Here is a 14,801-nt window from a genome sequence, read left to right as displayed (position 1 = left end):
GAGTGGGTAACCTGCGAGTCCGAACGGCGCATGCACGACGACTTCAGGGTGTTCCTGTTCGTCCTGTGGCGGCACCTGAAGCTGCCTGAGCCGACCAAGCGCCAGTACGCAATTGCGCAGTACGTCGCGACCGGCCCCAAGCGCCGCATGATCCAGGCGTGGCGAGGCGCTGCGAAGACGTGGATCACCTGTGCCTACGCCCTGTGGCGTCTCTACAGGAATCCCAACGAGCGCATCAAGATCGTCTCGGCGAACGAGGGCAAGGCCCTTGAGAACGCCGTCTTCATCAAGCGCCTGATCCAAGAAGTCCCGCAGCTCCAGTTCCTCCAGGCGAGGGCAGGGCAGCGTGACAGCATCCAGGCATTCGACGTTGGCCCGTCGGACGCCGCAGTGACGCCTTCGGTCTCCTGCGTGGGCATCACGGGCCAGCTCACCGGTGGCCGCGCCACCATCCTTATCTCCGACGACGTGGAGGTGCCGAAGAACTCGGTTACCGAGACCATGCGCGAGAAGCTGGCCGAGCTGATTAAGGAGTACGACGCCCTGGTGGTGCCCGAGGGCTTCGATATCATCTACCTGGGGACGCCTCAGACCGAGCAGTCGATCTACAAGAAGGTCCGCGAGCGCGGATATGACTGTCGCATCTGGCCCGTTCGCTACCCGGAAGACCCCGGGAAGTTTGAAGGTGCCCTTGCGCCGGACATTCTGGCCGACCTGCAGGCCGACCCGAGCCGCGTTGGGCGCACCGTCGAACCCACCCGGTTCACCGATCTAGACCTGGCTGAGCGTGAGGCGTCCTACGGTCGCTCCGGCTTCGCCCTTCAGTTCATGCTCGACACGTCCCTGGCGGACGCTGACCGCTACCCGCTGAAGACTGCCGACCTGATCGTCACCGACGTGGACGACGACGACGCTCCGGTGAAGTTCGCCTGGGCCTCTGATCCGCGCCTTGCCTACGGCGAGGAAATGCCCAACCTGGGCTTCGCGGGTGACCGCATGTACCGCCCGCTGCACACCTCAGAGACGCGTCGGGAGTACCAAGGTCGCCTCCTGATCGTGGACCCGTCCGGCCGAGGTGGAGACGAGACCGCCTGGGTGGTCCTCTACATGCTTGAAGGGCAGGTGTTCCTGAAGTCCTGGGGCGGGTTCCGCTCCGGTTACGACCGGCAGTGCCTGGAGGGTCTGGCCGAGGTGGCCCGACGCCACCGGGTGAACCATATCCTTGTCGAATCCAACTTCGGCGACGGCATGTTCTCGGCTCTGCTGGAGCCTGTCCTGGCTGCGAACTACCCATGCACTCTTGAAGAGGTCCGTGCGAGCGGCCAGAAGGAGCGCCGGATCATTGATGACCTGGAGCCTCTGCTGAACCAGCATCGCCTGATCGTGGACGCAAGGGCCGCAAAGGCAGACATGGATGCCTGCAAGGGCGACGAGAGGGAGCAGAAGTACAGCCTGCTGTACCAGCTCACGCGCATCACCAAGGACCGTGGGTGCCTGCGACACGACGACCGTATCGACGCCCTGGCACACGGGGTTCGGTGGTTCCGAGAGGCACTTAAGGTAGACGCTGAGAAGGCCGAGGCCGAGATTCGGCGGGCTGAAGACGAGCGTAGGTGGGGAGAATGGTTCAACCGACGAGGGGCTGGGACTCAGACCCGATCCAATGCGACCACGCATCGGCTTCGTCGTTGACAGGGAAGATCCATTTCTGTACCACGCGCATGCGCGCGCCCCTTAAGAATACTTAAGTATCTCCTTAAGTATTTACTGTCAAGAGTATTATGAGGGTGTCTCTTAAGGAGAACACATGAGGAGTACCTGGGGATCACTTCAGGTACTCCTGATGGAGCTGGTGCCGGTGAGAGGACTCGAACCTCCATGGGGTCACCCCCGTCTGATTTTGAGTCAGATGCGTATACCATTCCGCCACACCGGCAGCGGACGGCAAGTGTACCCGAAGTGGACCTGGGTGTGCATGGGGTGGGCCTGCGGATTTGGTTGAAAAAATCCGAAGGGGTCTCGATAGGTCATCGGCGGTCAGTTACCCCCATGGCCCTGGCATGCGCAGGCGTTTCGTGGGGCACGGGGTGGCACCCTACGCCGCCTGATGCCCACCTGATGCGCCTACCTGCGGCACACCTGATGGCACACATTGCGCTAACCCCTTGATTCGACAGGTGCTAGCAGTGGATGCAGCATCCTTCGGGGTACGTGTGGTGCGCCCTGAGTGGCATGAGGTGGCCTGATGTGGCCCTGATGTGGGCATGGGCAAGCCTCGCCGTTTGGCGCGTCCTCTCTCGCCTATCTGTTTTTTTTTCGACAGGGCAGGGCATCACCCAAGGCCACACCCGATGCACACCTGATGCCCACTCACGGCACACCTGATGCCAGCCTGTCACCCTGCACACATGAAGTGTCCATGAGGCGCGCTGTGCGCCCCGCCTTGGCCCGTACATAAGGTGCCCGCTACGGTGGTGCCTGAGTCCACCTGATGCCCGCCTGATGCGCTCCTGATGCCTCTACGCGCGCGTGCTATTACAGACCGGTAACAGCTACCTGATCGGGAATCGCTTCCTGAACCATCGTTAACTTTCACCAACGAAAGTGCTTGCACAAGTGGAAGGATCGGAGGATAGTGTTTCCACCGGGCGGCGCTGAGGCCAACCGGACGGGGCACAGCCCCACGCTCCTTCCCAACATAGAGCTACCCATCCGAACGGATTGGGGATGCGCCTTCGGAACACATGAGGGCGCATCAACGATCACCACGGAGAGCAACAAATGTACGTCTCATACAACATCGCCAAGAACGGGCGTCACCTGTTCGCCACGGCTGAGCGTCAGACCTTCGACATTACGGCAGGGCTTGAGGATGAACTGCGGCGGGCCTTCCCGGCCAGCGAGGGCTACTCAATCTCGCGCCATTCGCGGCCCAGCGAATTCACTTCCACCGCTATCGAGAACTGAACATGACGGACACCTTTAAGACGCTCGCCAACGGCACCTCTATCCAGTACGGACCGCGTAAGGATGACGGCACCGGGAACATGATTACTTGTGCGAAGGAAGAGGCGCAGGTGTGGGGTATGTATCTGCAAAAGGCGGGCACCACCGGGCATGACTGGATCGCCGACTGCGTGAACGAGTCCGCTGCGGTGTGCCTGACCTTCGGCCTGATGTGCGCTTACGGGCCGGCCCAATGATCGCTGTCTTACTTGCTTGCGGTGTCACCGGGTGGACCTTGGGTCGCGCCGTGGCTCGCTTCTTTAACGTCTAATCCTTCCACTAACGGAACTAATGCCATGAATAAGAACGAAGCAACCTTTAGCGCAAAGGCAATCGAGGCCGGCACGAACTACGGCGACAAGAAAGAGCTTACCGACGTGCTGCACCTTGTCGGGCTGGTAGACGGCCAGCTCCGCAACGTGGTGACGGTGCGCTGCTACATGGGCCGCAGCAAGTCGGCAATGGCGGTCTACGCGACGGTCTGGATTCATGCGCCGGACAACTACCGCAGCGGGTCGGGCACTGCTTCCGGCTGGGGCTACTGCAAGCGAAGCGCGGCCATCGCGTACGCCTTGCAGAACGCTGGTGTGACCTTGCGTGACCCTATCGACGGGCACGGCATGACGGCGGTACGTGAGGCGTTGAACGCAGTCGCTCGCGCTCTGAATCTGACCATGTGGACCGTGATCGAGGATTGAGCCGTGGCCTGCGAACTCCTGAGCATTCCCTACCACACCTTGACGTGTGACCAACGGTTCACCTGCTGCGACTGCGGTGGATACGACTGCGACTGTCGCTATTGCTTTAGCTGCAATGCCTGTGACACCTGCAAAGAGGCCAACACCAATGCCTGACAACGCCGACACCTTCGACGCACACCGCTGGATTCTGGAGAACACCTGATGCGCACCACGACTCTTCGCAGCCGCATCAGTGGCGACACCTTTAAAGCCCCTGCAAGCCGGACCGGTGATTGGTACGGCAGCAGCAACCGCGCAAGCGACGGGGTATGCATCTTTGAGGCCGTGCCGGAGTACCGGGACACGAATCCGAAGATTGACATGTACCGCGAGGGTGACGGGTTCACCTCGCCGTATCTCGGCAGCACGAACAGTTTCCGCACGGTGCGCGATGCGCTGGTGTATTTCGAGACCCGACCCATCAACGGCCACAAGGTGGCTAAAGCACTCCGGAGCAGCCGCGCATGACCTACGCCGTCACCTACACCACCCGGGCCGGCAAGCCCAACACCTGCCACGTGGCCGCAAGCACCGAAGAGGACGCCCGCCGGGCCATCCGCTGGTCTGAGCCGGGGGCAATCGTCACCCGGGTGGAACCCCTCAAGTGAGTTCGTCGTGTCCCTTTTTGCCCAGGCATCGAAAGGGACACCGCCAGCCCACTTCACAACCCCAGCGCGGACAGCGCTACACTAAGGAAACCCGATGACACCCCGAACGAAGCACATGGACGCTCAAAAGGTAGAGGCCGAGATTGCCAAGCTGATGGCCGAAACGACGAAGATCAACGCCGAATCGCGCTGGTATCCCTTCATGGTGGGCGCGGCCTTCTTTGGTGCCGCCACTGCGTTCGCAAAGCTCTTCCTGTAATACCCAGCGGCCACCGCCGCCACCCCTCTGAGCGAGGCCCTACGCGGCCCGCTCGCGGCCCCTGAGCCGCCACCCTCTACCAATCCCTAAGCGCCCGCCCGGTGCCCCTCTGGCGGCCCGGCGCTGCGCGTCTGTCTATCGGAGACACACCCATGAACACTGAACTCATTGCACGCATGAAGAACGCCGCCGACGTGATCGGGGGCAACATCGCCGCTGTCCTGCAGGACGCCGTGAGGGAGCTTGAAAACGCCCCGGACCTCACCGACGTGGCCTATCTCGGGAAGGGCTGCGCCGAGGCGCTGGCGAAGCTGGATGCGTCCACCTACGGGGTACTTTCGGAGGGCGGCGGGGAGTGCGGGTTGATTGAGGACATGGTGTCCACCTGTGCGCCGCTGGTGCAAGCCGCGTGGGCCGCAGTGGGTGAGGACGGCGTGGGCGGGTGCTGGGCATACGAGGTCTGCGAACCGCTGGGCCACTTGTGGGTTGCCGAGGCGCTGAAACAGGACGCGCCGCCTACCGCAAAGGTCATGGGCGAGCATGTCGCCCGCCTCGTGGAGCGCATGGGATGACCGTCCGTTCCTACACCCGCAAGCCGGGCAATGAATACACATTCCGCCTGACCGATGGCACGACGCGTGTTGTCCAGGCATCGACCTACAGCGCGGCGATTGCGGCCTGCCGCCGGTCGCAGATGCAGGTGGTTGCATGAGGGCCTACACGCTGGCAGTACAGGGCCACTTATAGTGCGCCGGGTGCGGCCTGATGGCTGAATGGACGTGTGTTGTAAATTCGACATACGGACACTAATGTTTCGCTTCACGCGGCCGTAACCTATTACATGCAAGCCGCTGGATAGCAGCTCACCAAATAGTCGAACAGGCGAAGGGACACGCCTCATTGAATGCAGCGAGTGCGCCGGATGCGTGCGGGCGCTGCCAATTACTCCCCCTTGGAATTGTCCCTGATGTTTGCTGTTGAGTCGCTTCTTGTGGGCGAGGTCGCCCCATTCATGTCCGTTGCTTCCACCTCTGCATATATCACCGTCGCCGTGGTACTGTTCCGGCGGCGAATCATCCTGTCGCTCACGCGACGATAACCACCCCTGAAAGGAACCCCTATGTCTGTCCAGCAGTCCGCTCTTCTCGTACGTGCGTTGATCGACCTACTTGGCCCCGATGCGACCTTGCGACAAGCACTGGCGCTGCTGGTCATTGCTCAATCGGGAGAGGCCGGCACCGATCAAACAGCCCTCGCAACGAAGACCGACGGCTCCCCTGCGGCCATCAGCCGCTACCTGAAGTGGCTCGGGCCGATAGGTCTGGGCCTCATTGAAACCTTCCTCGACCCGGCGGATGGGCGCTTGCGCCTGAGCCGCCTCACCAAGGCAGGCCGTGCGGCCATCGCCAAGCTAACAGGAGTGTGAAATGGCATTGGAACTGAAGCAGCGCCGCGCAGGCGGTGTATGGCAGGCGCACTTTGAGGGGCCTGACGGTTCCCGAAAGCGGCTCTCAACAGGCTGCACCAACAAGGAAGAGGCCAAGCTGAAGGCCCTCGCCATGATGCAGGAGGTACTGGTCGAATCCGTCCCTCTGTCGGAACGGCGCGGCTCCGGGCTGGAAATGACCACGCTGGCGAGCCTGCTGCGCGAGGTCTACCACGCCGAATGGCGGCACAAGCGCAGCGCGAAGTCGATCAAAACCCGCATCACCAGGATCATCCGCGAGATTGGGCACTGGACCATCCCGCAGATCACCCGCCAGCGGCTCCGCGATTGGGCCGACGGCCTGACGAACGAGAATCGCAAGGATTCCTCGACCCTCGTCTCTGCGGCCACCAAGAACCGCTACATGTCCGCCATCAGCCGGGCCATGACCTACGCCAAGGAAGAGTCGATCCCCGACCTGACGCTCCCCAAGTTCCCGCATTGGGCCGAGAACAACGTCAAGGAACGCTACCTGACCGACGACGAGGAACGCCGCATCTTCGACTGGCTCCGGGCGCACCCGCTCCAGCATTGGGGCCGCGAGCAGTCCTACATGATCGCCATGGTGGGCCTGCTGCTGGACTCCGGCATGCGCATTAGCGAGGCGCTGGGGGAGGTGACTGAGGTCAACGTCATGCGCCGGGACGGGAAGGCCGTCGCTCTGCGGCTCCGACACGGAAAGACGAAATCAGGGGAGGGCAGGCTGGTCCCGCTGACGACCCGCGCGGCGGCATCCGTGGAGACCCTGCTGACCCACCCAAGCCACCCGCTGACCGCCCAGGCTGTCCTGCGGCGATGGAACTATGTCTGCGGCAAGCTGGAGATTGAGGACGCCACCCTGCATACCCTGCGGCACACCTGCGCGTCTCGATTGGTCCTGTCGGGTGTCCCGATCTACAAGGTGAGCCGGATGCTGGGGCACTCGTCGGTCACGATGACGGAGCGCTACGCCAACGTCATGGACGGGGATTTGCTCGATCTGGCCGGAGCGCTGGAAGAGCGGAACGGTGCGAGGCGTGTCACGCTCTCTTCCGTGTCCTGAAATAGTTCCACTCGTGGAGTTGTATCCGCCTGTGTTTGGCACACTTTTTGGCGGAAAGTCTTTCTGATTCAATGAGTTGGTGTGGGTAATACCACCGACTCGAACCCACACGCTTTTAAGGGCGGCGGATTTTGAGTCCGCTGCGTCTACCGATTCCGCCACTTCGGCTGGCTGGCCGCGTAGTGTATACAACTCGCGCCGTTTTGGGCAGGTCTGAATGCTTCAGGGATGTGGAACGCCTTCATCCGGGCTCGACGCTATACTCATGGCGCTGAACCATACAGGGAGCCAGCGATGAGCGCGCTGCAGGATCTGCGGGTACTGGTGGTGGAAAACGACGAGATGAGCGCGACCCTGCTGCAGATGCAGCTGGTTCAGGGGGGCGCTGTCGTTGTTGGCCTGGCCGGGAGTGTGGACGAGGCGTTGCGCCTCGTGGAAGAGACGGTCCCGCAGGTCGCTCTGCTGGATTACAAGCTTGCCCGCAATCAGACCAGTGAGCCGGTGGCGGCCGACTTGGCCGCGCGGGGCATTCCTTTTGTGCTGGCCACGGGCATGGCCCGGGAGCAGTTGCCGGATGCGTTCCGGGGTGGGGTGGTGTTGACCAAGCCGTATCTGACCGTTGAGCTGAATGCGGCGCTGGTGCGGGCGTTACAGGGGCAGTCGGCGAACGCGTGAGGTCACGCCGACTCGGCGTACTCCAGATGCACGGGTTCCCGGTCATCCAGAATCCGGTACAGACCAGCCAGGTCACTCGGATCCGGGTTCAACCACGCGTCCAGGTTCTCCGGCCGGATCGGCACGATGCAGCGGTCATGCCCGGCGGCCGCCACTTCCACGGGCGGTTCGTCGCTGATGGCGGCAAACGACAGAAGGCGGCCGTCGGGGCCCTCCCATTCCGACCACAGGCACGCGATCAGCAGATCGCGCGGCGGCTCAGATCTGAACTCCAGCACGACATTCTCGGCCTTCTCGCCGGCATGCAGCGACCTGTGCTCCATGGCGTGCCTGGGCACGTGCTCGTAGAACGACTGCACCACCACCACGCCGTGGGTGTGGCCGAATGCGTTCTTCCAATAGGCCTCCAGACTGTCGCGTCGGGCATTGTAGGTGCCGGGGTACAGGGCATCGTTGCGCGCCGGCTTGCCGGCCAGGCGGCACTGGTAGCGCATTGGTTTGATCACCCGCTGCCCCTGCTCGGACACGATCACCGGCGCGTACACGCCCGGGAAGATGCGGCTGTCGCGCGGCAGCAGGCTGGTGCGGTGTAGATCCTCAAGCCGCGCGCGGGCGCGCTCGATCCGGTTGCCGGCAATGCGGACTTCGTTGCGGGCCTTCTGGGTGGGCCGGTGGGCGAGGGCATCTTCAGCCGCCTTCAGGCGTGCCCCTTGGGTCCTCAGCTCGTCATCCAGGGTCTGCATCTCTTCGGCATGCCACTGCTGGATCTTTGCCACGATGTCCTGGCCGGCAGGCGTGCGTGCGCCGGCGAACCCGTCATCCATCGCCTTCGGCGTTTTCGGGCGTTGCTTGCCGGCGTCGTGGGCGTAGAGCTGGGCGAATTCATCCAGCGACATCACCGCCCCGTATTCGCGGACCAGCTTGGTGTAATCGGCGCGGATCTGGGCGGAATAGCACATGCGGATCAGGCTAACAAAAAACCCCGGCAGGGCCGGGGTTCGTTGTGTTATTGGCGTCCCCACGGGGATTCGAACCCCGGTCGCCACCGTGAAAGGGTGATGTCCTAGGCCTCTAGACGATGGGGACGCACGAAACTTTTAATTTTTTTGCACTTCAATCGGCCTAATGATTGAAGTGGTGGAGCCAAGCGGGATCGAACCGCTGACCTCCTGCATGCCATGCAGGCGCTCTCCCAGCTGAGCTATGGCCCCACAGTGATGCTGCGAGCCGCCTATCATATCGGCATTTTCAGGAAATGCAAACATTTCCTACAAAAAACCCCGGCAGTGCCGGGGTCTGTTGCGTTATTGGCGTCCCCACGGGGATTCGAACCCCGGTCGCCACCGTGAAAGGGTGGTGTCCTAGGCCTCTAGACGATGGGGACGCACGAAACTTTGAATTTTGCTTCCTGCAGACGGCCTATGTCTGAAGAAGTGGTGGAGCCAAGCGGGATCGAACCGCTGACCTCCTGCATGCCATGCAGGCGCTCTCCCAGCTGAGCTATGGCCCCACGAAACACCTGGCGGGCCAGGTTTGCAGCAATGATGAGTGGCGTCCCCACGGGGATTCGAACCCCGGTCGCCACCGTGAAAGGGTGATGTCCTAGGCCTCTAGACGATGGGGACGCATGTAACTCATCAATTTTTTCAGCAACCCCGAACGGCCTAAGGTTCGAAGTGGTGGAGCCAAGCGGGATCGAACCGCTGACCTCCTGCATGCCATGCAGGCGCTCTCCCAGCTGAGCTATGGCCCCACGATGCTGGAGGCGGAATTCTACGCGTGAATGCCGCTTTCGCCAAGTCTTTTGTGTGACATCGCAGTGAAAAATTTCACGCGCGATGTCGCTGCAGGACCGGCAACAAAAAACCCCGGCCAGGCCGAGGTTCGTTGTGTTATTGGCGTCCCCACGGGGATTCGAACCCCGGTCGCCACCGTGAAAGGGTGATGTCCTAGGCCTCTAGACGATGGGGACGCACGAAACTTTAAATTTTGATCACAACCCTTCAATCGGCCTAATGATTGAAGTGGTGGAGCCAAGCGGGATCGAACCGCTGACCTCCTGCATGCCATGCAGGCGCTCTCCCAGCTGAGCTATGGCCCCACGTCGTGAGGAGCGAAACTATAGCGATGGCGTTTTCGCTTGGCAAGCGAAATTTGCACGCATTGCTTCATGTTCCGCATGAACTTCCGTCACGACCCTGTCTGCGCGCCAGGCAGGCGCTGGAAGCGCAGCCGCAGGGCGTTGCTGATCACCGACACCGAACTCAGGCTCATCGCCACGGCAGCCAGCATTGGCGACAGCGAAATGCCCAGCGGATACAACACCCCGGCGGCCACCGGAATGCCCAGTCCGTTGTACAGGAAAGCAAAGCCAAGGTTCTGGCGCATGTTGCGCACGCTGGCCTGGGAGAGCTGGCGTGCCCGCACGATGCCGCGCAGATCGCCCTTCACCAGGGTCACCTGTGCGCTGGACATGGCCACGTCGGTGCCGTTGCCCATGGCAATGCCCACATCCGCGCTGGCCAGTGCCGGCGCGTCGTTGATGCCGTCGCCTGCCATCGCCACGGTGCGTCCCTGTGCCTGCAGCGTGCGGATCAACGCCGCCTTGTCGGCGGGGCGCATTTCACCGTGCACCTCGTCCAGACCCAGGGCGGCGGCAACGGACTGTGCGGTTGCCGTGCCATCACCCGTGGCCATCACGATACGCAGGCCGGCGTCGTGCAGCTGCTTGATCGCCTCGGCGGTGGACGCCTTGATCGGGTCGGCTACTGCCAGCAATCCGGCCAGTGCGCCGTCCACGGCCAGGAACATCACGCTGGCACCGCTGGACCGCAGCTGCTGTGCATCGGCGTCCAACTCGGTGAGCGCAATGCCGTGTTCGTGCATCAGTGACACATTGCCGAGCAGCAGTCGTCGGCCGTCGACGCTGCCCTGCACGCCCATGCCGGTCAGCGAATCGAAGTCGCCCGGCGTGGCGAGTGCGATGCCGCGACTGCGGGCTTCGGCCACGATGGCGGCGGCCAGTGGATGCTCGCTGCCCTGGTCGAGGCTGGCGGCCCAGCGCAGCACGTCGGTGTCGTTGAATGCGGCATTTGCCTGCACCGTGCGGAACGCCGGGCGCCCCTCGGTGAGGGTACCGGTCTTGTCCACCACCAGGGTGTCGACCTTGCGTAACGCTTCGATCGCTTCGGCGTCGCGGAACAGCACGCCGTGCTGGGCGGCGCGCCCGGTGGCGACCATGATTGTCATCGGCGTGGCCAGGCCCAGCGCGCAGGGGCAGGCGATGATCAGCACCGCCACCGCGCTCAGCACCGCATGCGTCCACGATGGCTCGGGCCCGAACAGGCCCCAGCCGAGCAGGGTCACTACCGCCACACCCAGCACCGCGAGCACGAACCAGTAGGCGGCCTTGTCGGCCATGCGCTGCATCGGCGCGCGCGAGCGCTGCGCCTGCGCCACCAGATGGACGATCTGCGCCAGCATGCTGTCGTCGCCCACGCGCTCGGCGCGGATCACCAGACTGCCGGTGCCGTTGAGGGTTGCGCCGATCACCGTGTCGCCGGCGGTTTTGCTGACCGGTACCGGTTCGCCGGTCAGCATCGATTCGTCCACGCTGGAACCGCCTTCCAGCACGGTGCCGTCCACCGGCACCTTTTCGCCAGGACGCACGCGCACGCGATCGCCGGCCTGCACGTTCGCCAGTTCCACGTCCTCTTCGTGGCCATCGTCGCGCAGCACGCGCGCGGTCTTCGGGGCCAGGCCCAGCAGCCCCTTGATCGCCGCCGAGGTCTGCGCGCGGGCGCGCAGTTCCATCAGCTGCCCCAGCAGGGTGAGCGAAATGATGACGGCGGCGGCTTCAAAGTACACGCCCACATGGCCGTGCTGCTGGAACGAGGGCGGGAACAGGCCGGGCGCAATGGTGGCCACCACGCTGTAGCCATAGGCCGCGATCACGCCGGTGCCGATCAGGGTCCACATGTTCGGGTTGCGGTTGGCGATCGACTGCGCCCAACGCTGAAGGAACGGCCAGCCCGCCCACAGCACCACCGGGGTGGCCAGGGCGAATTCAATCCATACCCGCACCGTGGGCGGCAGCCCGTGCAGCAGAGGCGTCATCGCCAGCATGGCCAGCGCCATCACCGCCACGCTCAGCGGCAGGCTCCACCAGAAGCGGCGGCAGAAGTCGGTCAGCTCCGGATTCTCGGTGTCCTCCAGGCTGGGCATCATCGGCTCCAGCGCCATGCCACAGATCGGGCAGGTGCCGGGACCGTCCTGCACGATCTGCGGGTCCATCGGGCAGGTGTACCGCGTGCCCGGCGGGGGCGGGTTCTTCAGCACGGTCGGGGCGGCGTGGCCCTTGTGACTGCAGCAGTTGCCATGGGCGCTCATGCGCGGGGCTCCGTCAGTGCCGCCAGGATCGGGCAGGCCTCATTGGCCCCGTGCCCAGGGCAGGCATCCACCAGCTGCTTCAACGCGCCATGCATGCGCTGCAGTTCGGCAATGCGTTGCTCGATGTCATCCAGCCGGTGTACGGCCGTTTCGCGGACCTTGGCCACGTCGTGGTGGCGCTGGTCGCTCAGTGCCAGCAGTTCGCCGATCTCCTCCAGGGTGAAGCCCAGCGCCTTGGCACGGCGGATGAAGCGCAGGCGGATGAGGTCGCTGTCGGAAAAGACCCGGTATCCACCCGCGCTGCGCTGTGCGGTGGGCAGCAGGTGCTGGCGTTCGTAGTAACGCACGGTGTCGATGGGCACGCCGGCTTGGCGTGCAAGTTGTCCGATGTTCATGGCGGTCCTGGAGGAGGCGTGCGGACAGTCTGCACCCTGGAGTCTGGTCAAGAGTCAAGGGTTGGCGGCCGGGGCGGGGATGTCGCGTCCGGACCAGATTTGCAACAAGTTTCATAGCTGGCGCAGAGGGTGGTCCGTACGCTCCGTTCAATCGCCGCAAATCCTTGTTTCCACAGGGTTTGCCCTCGCCAAAACAGCCCGCCAGTGCAGCCGTTCCAGGAGCGTGACCCATGGATGCATCGCCCCCTTCTTCCTCGTCCCCCTCGAAATCCTCGCCCCTCCTGATGGAAGTCGGGGTCCTGGAATACCCCGGCAGCCTCCGTCAGGCCGCCCCGGTCCTGTCGGAACTGGCCCAGCGCTGCAACCGGACGGCCGCGGCGGGCCGTCGCCCGGGCGCGCGCATGCTGGTCACCCGCTGGACCATGTCCACACGCGGTACCGGCATGCAGCGGGTGGCCGGTGCGGAACTGTTCGGTGATGCGGTGCCGTCGGTGATCGTGGTGCCGGGCAACGAGCCGACCTGGCCGTTGGCGCGCCCGGATGAACGCATGCTCAGCTGGCTACGCGACAGCCATGATGCGGGCAGCATGCTGGCGGGCTGCGAGGAAGGGGGGTTGATGCTGGCGATGGCCGGGCTGTTGACCGGGCGCTCGGTCAGCTTGCCGGCACTCACCCGTTGCCCGCCGCTGGCGCAGATGGTGCCCAGCTGGCTGCCGAGCGAGCGAGCGCTGGTCGACGAAGGCGACCTCATGACCTCCTCCGGCAACGATGCCTGGAAGTTCCTCAGCCTGCGCCTGCTGGCCCGCATCTACGGCCAGAGCGTGATGAGCGCGGCCATCCAGCAGCTGCAGCTCACCATTCCCAAGGCCGTGCAGGAAGACCTGGAGCGCTTCAGCCCGAATTTCGCGCACGGTGACCGCGGCATCCTCAAGGCCCAGCGCTGGCTGCACAGCATCGCCGCGCGCGGCGTCTCGCTGCCGGACATCTGCGAGGCCTCCGGGCTGGAGCCGCGCACGCTGCAGCGTCGTTTCCTCAAGGCCACCGGCATGCGCCCCATTGCGTACTGCCAGCGGTTGCGCATCGCCAAGGCGCAGTTGCTGCTGCAGGCCGGCGGTGCGGTCGATGAAGTGTCGTGGACGGTCGGCTATTCCGACCAGAGTGCGTTCCGTCGCCTGTTCCTGCGCATTGTGGGGGTGACCCCGGCGCGCTATCGCCGGCAGATCTTCTCGGCACGGCGCGAGCGCGCGCGTCCGGCCCCTGGCAAGACGCAGAGTGAACCGATGCGCTCGGTGGCATCGGTTGCATGAGTGGTGGGCAGGCTTCGCGGTTGCGACTACCCTGTGCGCAGAGCGAACGCGTTCATTGCCAGGAGTTGCCATGTTGTTGAAACCACCGTCCGTGCGGGCGTCCATGTTGGTCGCCGCGCTGACTCTGCTGCCCATTGCCGGCCACGCACAGGCTGCTTCCGGCGCGGCAGCACCCGCTGCCAAGGCCCGCCCGGCGGTGCTGCAGGGCATTGAGAAGCAGGGCTTCAAGGTGCTGGGTGAATTCGATGCACCCGCCGGCCTGCGGGGCTTTGCCGGCGTGGTCAGCGAGCAGCAGCCGGCCACGGCCTACGTCACCGCCGATGGCTCGCATGTGCTGTTCGGCACCTTGTTCAACGACAAGGGCGAGGACGTGGGCGCGGCCGCGCTGGACCGGCTGGTGGCCAAGCCGATGTCCGACACCATCTGGCGCAAGCTGGATGCCAGCAGCTGGGTACGCGACGGCCGTGCCGATGCGCCCCGGGTGATCTACACCTTCAGCGACGCCAACTGCCCGTACTGCCATCACTTCTGGCAGGCCGCGCGGCCGTGGGTGGACAGCGGCAAGGTGCAGCTGCGCCATGTGATGGTTGGTGTGATCCGAGAGGACAGCCCGGCCAAGGCCGCGGCCATTCTCGGGGCACCCAATCCCAGTGCCGTGTTCCTGGAAAACGAACACAGCTTCAGCAAGGGCGGCATCAAGCCGGCCGCCAGCATCAGCCCGGCCCTGGCCAACAAGCTGGATGCCAACCAGCGCCTGATGCTGGAACTCGGCTTCCAGGGCACCCCCGGCATTCTGTTCCGTGATGCGCAGGGCGTCGTGCAGCGCGTGAGCGGCATGCCACAGGGCGAGGACATGGAAAAGGTGATGGGTCCGCGCTGATCGCCGCGCGACGT

At 64.0% G+C, this 14,801-nt stretch carries 17 protein-coding genes and 10 tRNA genes; 14 read left to right on the top strand and 13 right to left on the bottom strand.

The window, feature by feature from the left end; translation table 11 throughout:
- Positions 1–30 precede the first annotated feature (30 nt).
- Positions 31–1,692, top strand: a complete 1,662-nt coding sequence (gene terL, locus PDM29_RS19165; protein ID WP_311191616.1) for a phage terminase large subunit — start codon at positions 31–33, stop codon at positions 1,690–1,692.
- A 158-nt stretch (positions 1,693–1,850) separates the two neighbouring features.
- On the opposite strand, the gene PDM29_RS19160 is transcribed toward terL, so the two are convergent.
- Positions 1,851–1,936 (bottom strand) — tRNA-Leu (locus PDM29_RS19160).
- An 845-nt stretch (positions 1,937–2,781) separates the two neighbouring features.
- On the opposite strand from PDM29_RS19160, the gene PDM29_RS19155 reads away from it, so the two are divergent.
- The 10 genes from PDM29_RS19155 (at position 2,782) to PDM29_RS19110 (ending at position 7,141) form a co-directional block, all read left to right on the top strand.
- Positions 2,782–2,967, top strand: a complete 186-nt coding sequence (locus tag PDM29_RS19155) for a hypothetical protein (protein ID WP_311191615.1) — start codon at positions 2,782–2,784, stop codon at positions 2,965–2,967.
- 2 nt (positions 2,968–2,969) lie between these two features.
- Positions 2,970–3,203, top strand: a complete 234-nt coding sequence (locus PDM29_RS19150; RefSeq protein WP_311191614.1) for a hypothetical protein — start codon at positions 2,970–2,972, stop codon at positions 3,201–3,203.
- A gap of 99 nt (positions 3,204–3,302) precedes the next feature.
- Positions 3,303–3,704 (top strand): hypothetical protein, encoded by a 402-nt coding sequence (locus PDM29_RS19145; RefSeq protein WP_311191613.1) that lies wholly within the window; start codon positions 3,303–3,305, stop codon positions 3,702–3,704.
- Positions 3,705–3,908: 204 nt separating this feature from the next.
- On the top strand, positions 3,909–4,214 hold the full coding sequence (locus PDM29_RS19140) for a hypothetical protein (RefSeq protein ID WP_311191612.1): 306 nt from the start codon (positions 3,909–3,911) through the stop codon (positions 4,212–4,214).
- On the top strand, positions 4,211–4,354 hold the full coding sequence (locus PDM29_RS19135; RefSeq protein ID WP_311191611.1) for a hypothetical protein: 144 nt from the start codon (positions 4,211–4,213) through the stop codon (positions 4,352–4,354). The genes PDM29_RS19140 and PDM29_RS19135 overlap by 4 nt, the downstream gene beginning before the upstream one ends.
- Positions 4,355–4,469: 115 nt before the next feature.
- The gene (locus PDM29_RS19130) at positions 4,470–4,613 is read left to right on the top strand and encodes a hypothetical protein (RefSeq protein WP_311191610.1); all 144 of its coding nucleotides are present in this window, start codon (positions 4,470–4,472) and stop codon (positions 4,611–4,613) included.
- 152 nt (positions 4,614–4,765) lie between these two features.
- Complete coding sequence (locus tag PDM29_RS19125) at positions 4,766–5,185, top strand: hypothetical protein (RefSeq protein WP_311191609.1); 420 nt, start codon at positions 4,766–4,768, stop codon at positions 5,183–5,185.
- Entirely contained in the window at positions 5,182–5,325 is a 144-nt protein-coding gene (locus PDM29_RS19120; RefSeq protein ID WP_311191608.1) for a hypothetical protein, read from the top strand. The genes PDM29_RS19125 and PDM29_RS19120 overlap by 4 nt, the downstream gene beginning before the upstream one ends.
- Before the next feature lie 408 nt (positions 5,326–5,733).
- Positions 5,734–6,039, top strand: a complete 306-nt coding sequence (locus tag PDM29_RS19115; protein ID WP_311191607.1) for a hypothetical protein — start codon at positions 5,734–5,736, stop codon at positions 6,037–6,039.
- Between the two features lies 1 nt (position 6,040).
- Positions 6,041–7,141, top strand: a complete 1,101-nt coding sequence (locus PDM29_RS19110) for a tyrosine-type recombinase/integrase (RefSeq protein WP_311191606.1) — start codon at positions 6,041–6,043, stop codon at positions 7,139–7,141.
- A gap of 77 nt (positions 7,142–7,218) precedes the next feature.
- On the opposite strand, the gene PDM29_RS19105 is transcribed toward PDM29_RS19110, so the two are convergent.
- Positions 7,219–7,301, bottom strand: a tRNA-Leu gene (locus tag PDM29_RS19105).
- A 134-nt stretch (positions 7,302–7,435) separates the two neighbouring features.
- Here PDM29_RS19105 and PDM29_RS19100 point away from each other — a divergent pair.
- Positions 7,436–7,816, top strand: coding sequence for a response regulator (locus PDM29_RS19100; RefSeq protein WP_311191605.1), 381 nt, complete (start codon positions 7,436–7,438; stop codon positions 7,814–7,816).
- A 2-nt stretch (positions 7,817–7,818) separates the two neighbouring features.
- Here the strand turns inward: PDM29_RS19100 and PDM29_RS19095 are convergent, their stop codons facing one another.
- From PDM29_RS19095 to PDM29_RS19045, 11 genes are all read right to left on the bottom strand, one after another.
- On the bottom strand, positions 7,819–8,775 hold the full coding sequence (locus PDM29_RS19095) for an SOS response-associated peptidase family protein (RefSeq protein WP_311191604.1): 957 nt from the start codon (positions 8,773–8,775) through the stop codon (positions 7,819–7,821).
- 51 nt (positions 8,776–8,826) lie between these two features.
- Positions 8,827–8,902: transfer RNA gene (locus PDM29_RS19090), tRNA-Glu, on the bottom strand.
- A 49-nt stretch (positions 8,903–8,951) separates the two neighbouring features.
- Positions 8,952–9,027, bottom strand: a tRNA-Ala gene (locus tag PDM29_RS19085).
- 97 nt (positions 9,028–9,124) lie between these two features.
- Positions 9,125–9,200 (bottom strand) — tRNA-Glu (locus tag PDM29_RS19080).
- A 50-nt stretch (positions 9,201–9,250) separates the two neighbouring features.
- A tRNA-Ala gene (locus tag PDM29_RS19075) sits at positions 9,251–9,326 on the bottom strand.
- Positions 9,327–9,365: 39 nt separating this feature from the next.
- Positions 9,366–9,441: transfer RNA gene (locus PDM29_RS19070), tRNA-Glu, on the bottom strand.
- A gap of 52 nt (positions 9,442–9,493) precedes the next feature.
- Positions 9,494–9,569 (bottom strand) — tRNA-Ala (locus PDM29_RS19065).
- 143 nt (positions 9,570–9,712) lie between these two features.
- Positions 9,713–9,788, bottom strand: a tRNA-Glu gene (locus tag PDM29_RS19060).
- A 53-nt stretch (positions 9,789–9,841) separates the two neighbouring features.
- A tRNA-Ala gene (locus PDM29_RS19055) sits at positions 9,842–9,917 on the bottom strand.
- A gap of 89 nt (positions 9,918–10,006) precedes the next feature.
- Complete coding sequence (locus PDM29_RS19050) at positions 10,007–12,109, bottom strand: copper-transporting P-type ATPase (protein WP_343237514.1); 2,103 nt, start codon at positions 12,107–12,109, stop codon at positions 10,007–10,009.
- A gap of 92 nt (positions 12,110–12,201) precedes the next feature.
- The gene (locus PDM29_RS19045) at positions 12,202–12,600 is read right to left on the bottom strand and encodes a heavy metal-responsive transcriptional regulator (RefSeq protein WP_311191602.1); all 399 of its coding nucleotides are present in this window, start codon (positions 12,598–12,600) and stop codon (positions 12,202–12,204) included.
- Between the two features lie 230 nt (positions 12,601–12,830).
- On the opposite strand from PDM29_RS19045, the gene PDM29_RS19040 reads away from it, so the two are divergent.
- Together PDM29_RS19040 and dsbG are read left to right on the top strand one after the other, a co-directional pair.
- Positions 12,831–13,907 (top strand): GlxA family transcriptional regulator, encoded by a 1,077-nt coding sequence (locus tag PDM29_RS19040; RefSeq protein WP_311191601.1) that lies wholly within the window; start codon positions 12,831–12,833, stop codon positions 13,905–13,907.
- A gap of 70 nt (positions 13,908–13,977) precedes the next feature.
- On the top strand, positions 13,978–14,787 hold the full coding sequence (dsbG, locus tag PDM29_RS19035) for a thiol:disulfide interchange protein DsbG (RefSeq protein ID WP_311191600.1): 810 nt from the start codon (positions 13,978–13,980) through the stop codon (positions 14,785–14,787).
- The last annotated feature ends 14 nt before the right edge of the window (positions 14,788–14,801 follow it).

Source organism: Stenotrophomonas oahuensis (assembly GCF_031834595.1).
GTDB classification, from domain to species: domain Bacteria; phylum Pseudomonadota; class Gammaproteobacteria; order Xanthomonadales; family Xanthomonadaceae; genus Stenotrophomonas; species Stenotrophomonas oahuensis.
This window is presented reverse-complemented; position numbering and strand designations above follow the sequence as displayed.

Coding starts and splice junctions, on each gene's coding strand:
- dsbG (WP_311191600.1), top strand. CDS start 13,978: ATGTTGTTGAAACCACCGTCCGTGCGGGCGTCCATGTTGGTCGCCGCG.
- PDM29_RS19110 (WP_311191606.1), top strand. CDS start 6,041: ATGGCATTGGAACTGAAGCAGCGCCGCGCAGGCGGTGTATGGCAGGCG.
- PDM29_RS19150 (WP_311191614.1), top strand. CDS start 2,970: ATGACGGACACCTTTAAGACGCTCGCCAACGGCACCTCTATCCAGTAC.
- PDM29_RS19140 (WP_311191612.1), top strand. CDS start 3,909: ATGCGCACCACGACTCTTCGCAGCCGCATCAGTGGCGACACCTTTAAA.
- PDM29_RS19100 (WP_311191605.1), top strand. CDS start 7,436: ATGAGCGCGCTGCAGGATCTGCGGGTACTGGTGGTGGAAAACGACGAG.
- PDM29_RS19095 (WP_311191604.1), bottom strand. CDS start 8,775: ATGTGCTATTCCGCCCAGATCCGCGCCGATTACACCAAGCTGGTCCGC.
- PDM29_RS19050 (WP_343237514.1), bottom strand. CDS start 12,109: ATGGACCCGCAGATCGTGCAGGACGGTCCCGGCACCTGCCCGATCTGT.
- PDM29_RS19130 (WP_311191610.1), top strand. CDS start 4,470: ATGGACGCTCAAAAGGTAGAGGCCGAGATTGCCAAGCTGATGGCCGAA.
- PDM29_RS19040 (WP_311191601.1), top strand. CDS start 12,831: ATGGATGCATCGCCCCCTTCTTCCTCGTCCCCCTCGAAATCCTCGCCC.
- PDM29_RS19155 (WP_311191615.1), top strand. CDS start 2,782: ATGTACGTCTCATACAACATCGCCAAGAACGGGCGTCACCTGTTCGCC.
- PDM29_RS19115 (WP_311191607.1), top strand. CDS start 5,734: ATGTCTGTCCAGCAGTCCGCTCTTCTCGTACGTGCGTTGATCGACCTA.
- terL (WP_311191616.1), top strand. CDS start 31: ATGCACGACGACTTCAGGGTGTTCCTGTTCGTCCTGTGGCGGCACCTG.
- PDM29_RS19135 (WP_311191611.1), top strand. CDS start 4,211: ATGACCTACGCCGTCACCTACACCACCCGGGCCGGCAAGCCCAACACC.
- PDM29_RS19125 (WP_311191609.1), top strand. CDS start 4,766: ATGAACACTGAACTCATTGCACGCATGAAGAACGCCGCCGACGTGATC.
- PDM29_RS19045 (WP_311191602.1), bottom strand. CDS start 12,600: ATGAACATCGGACAACTTGCACGCCAAGCCGGCGTGCCCATCGACACC.
- PDM29_RS19120 (WP_311191608.1), top strand. CDS start 5,182: ATGACCGTCCGTTCCTACACCCGCAAGCCGGGCAATGAATACACATTC.
- PDM29_RS19145 (WP_311191613.1), top strand. CDS start 3,303: ATGAATAAGAACGAAGCAACCTTTAGCGCAAAGGCAATCGAGGCCGGC.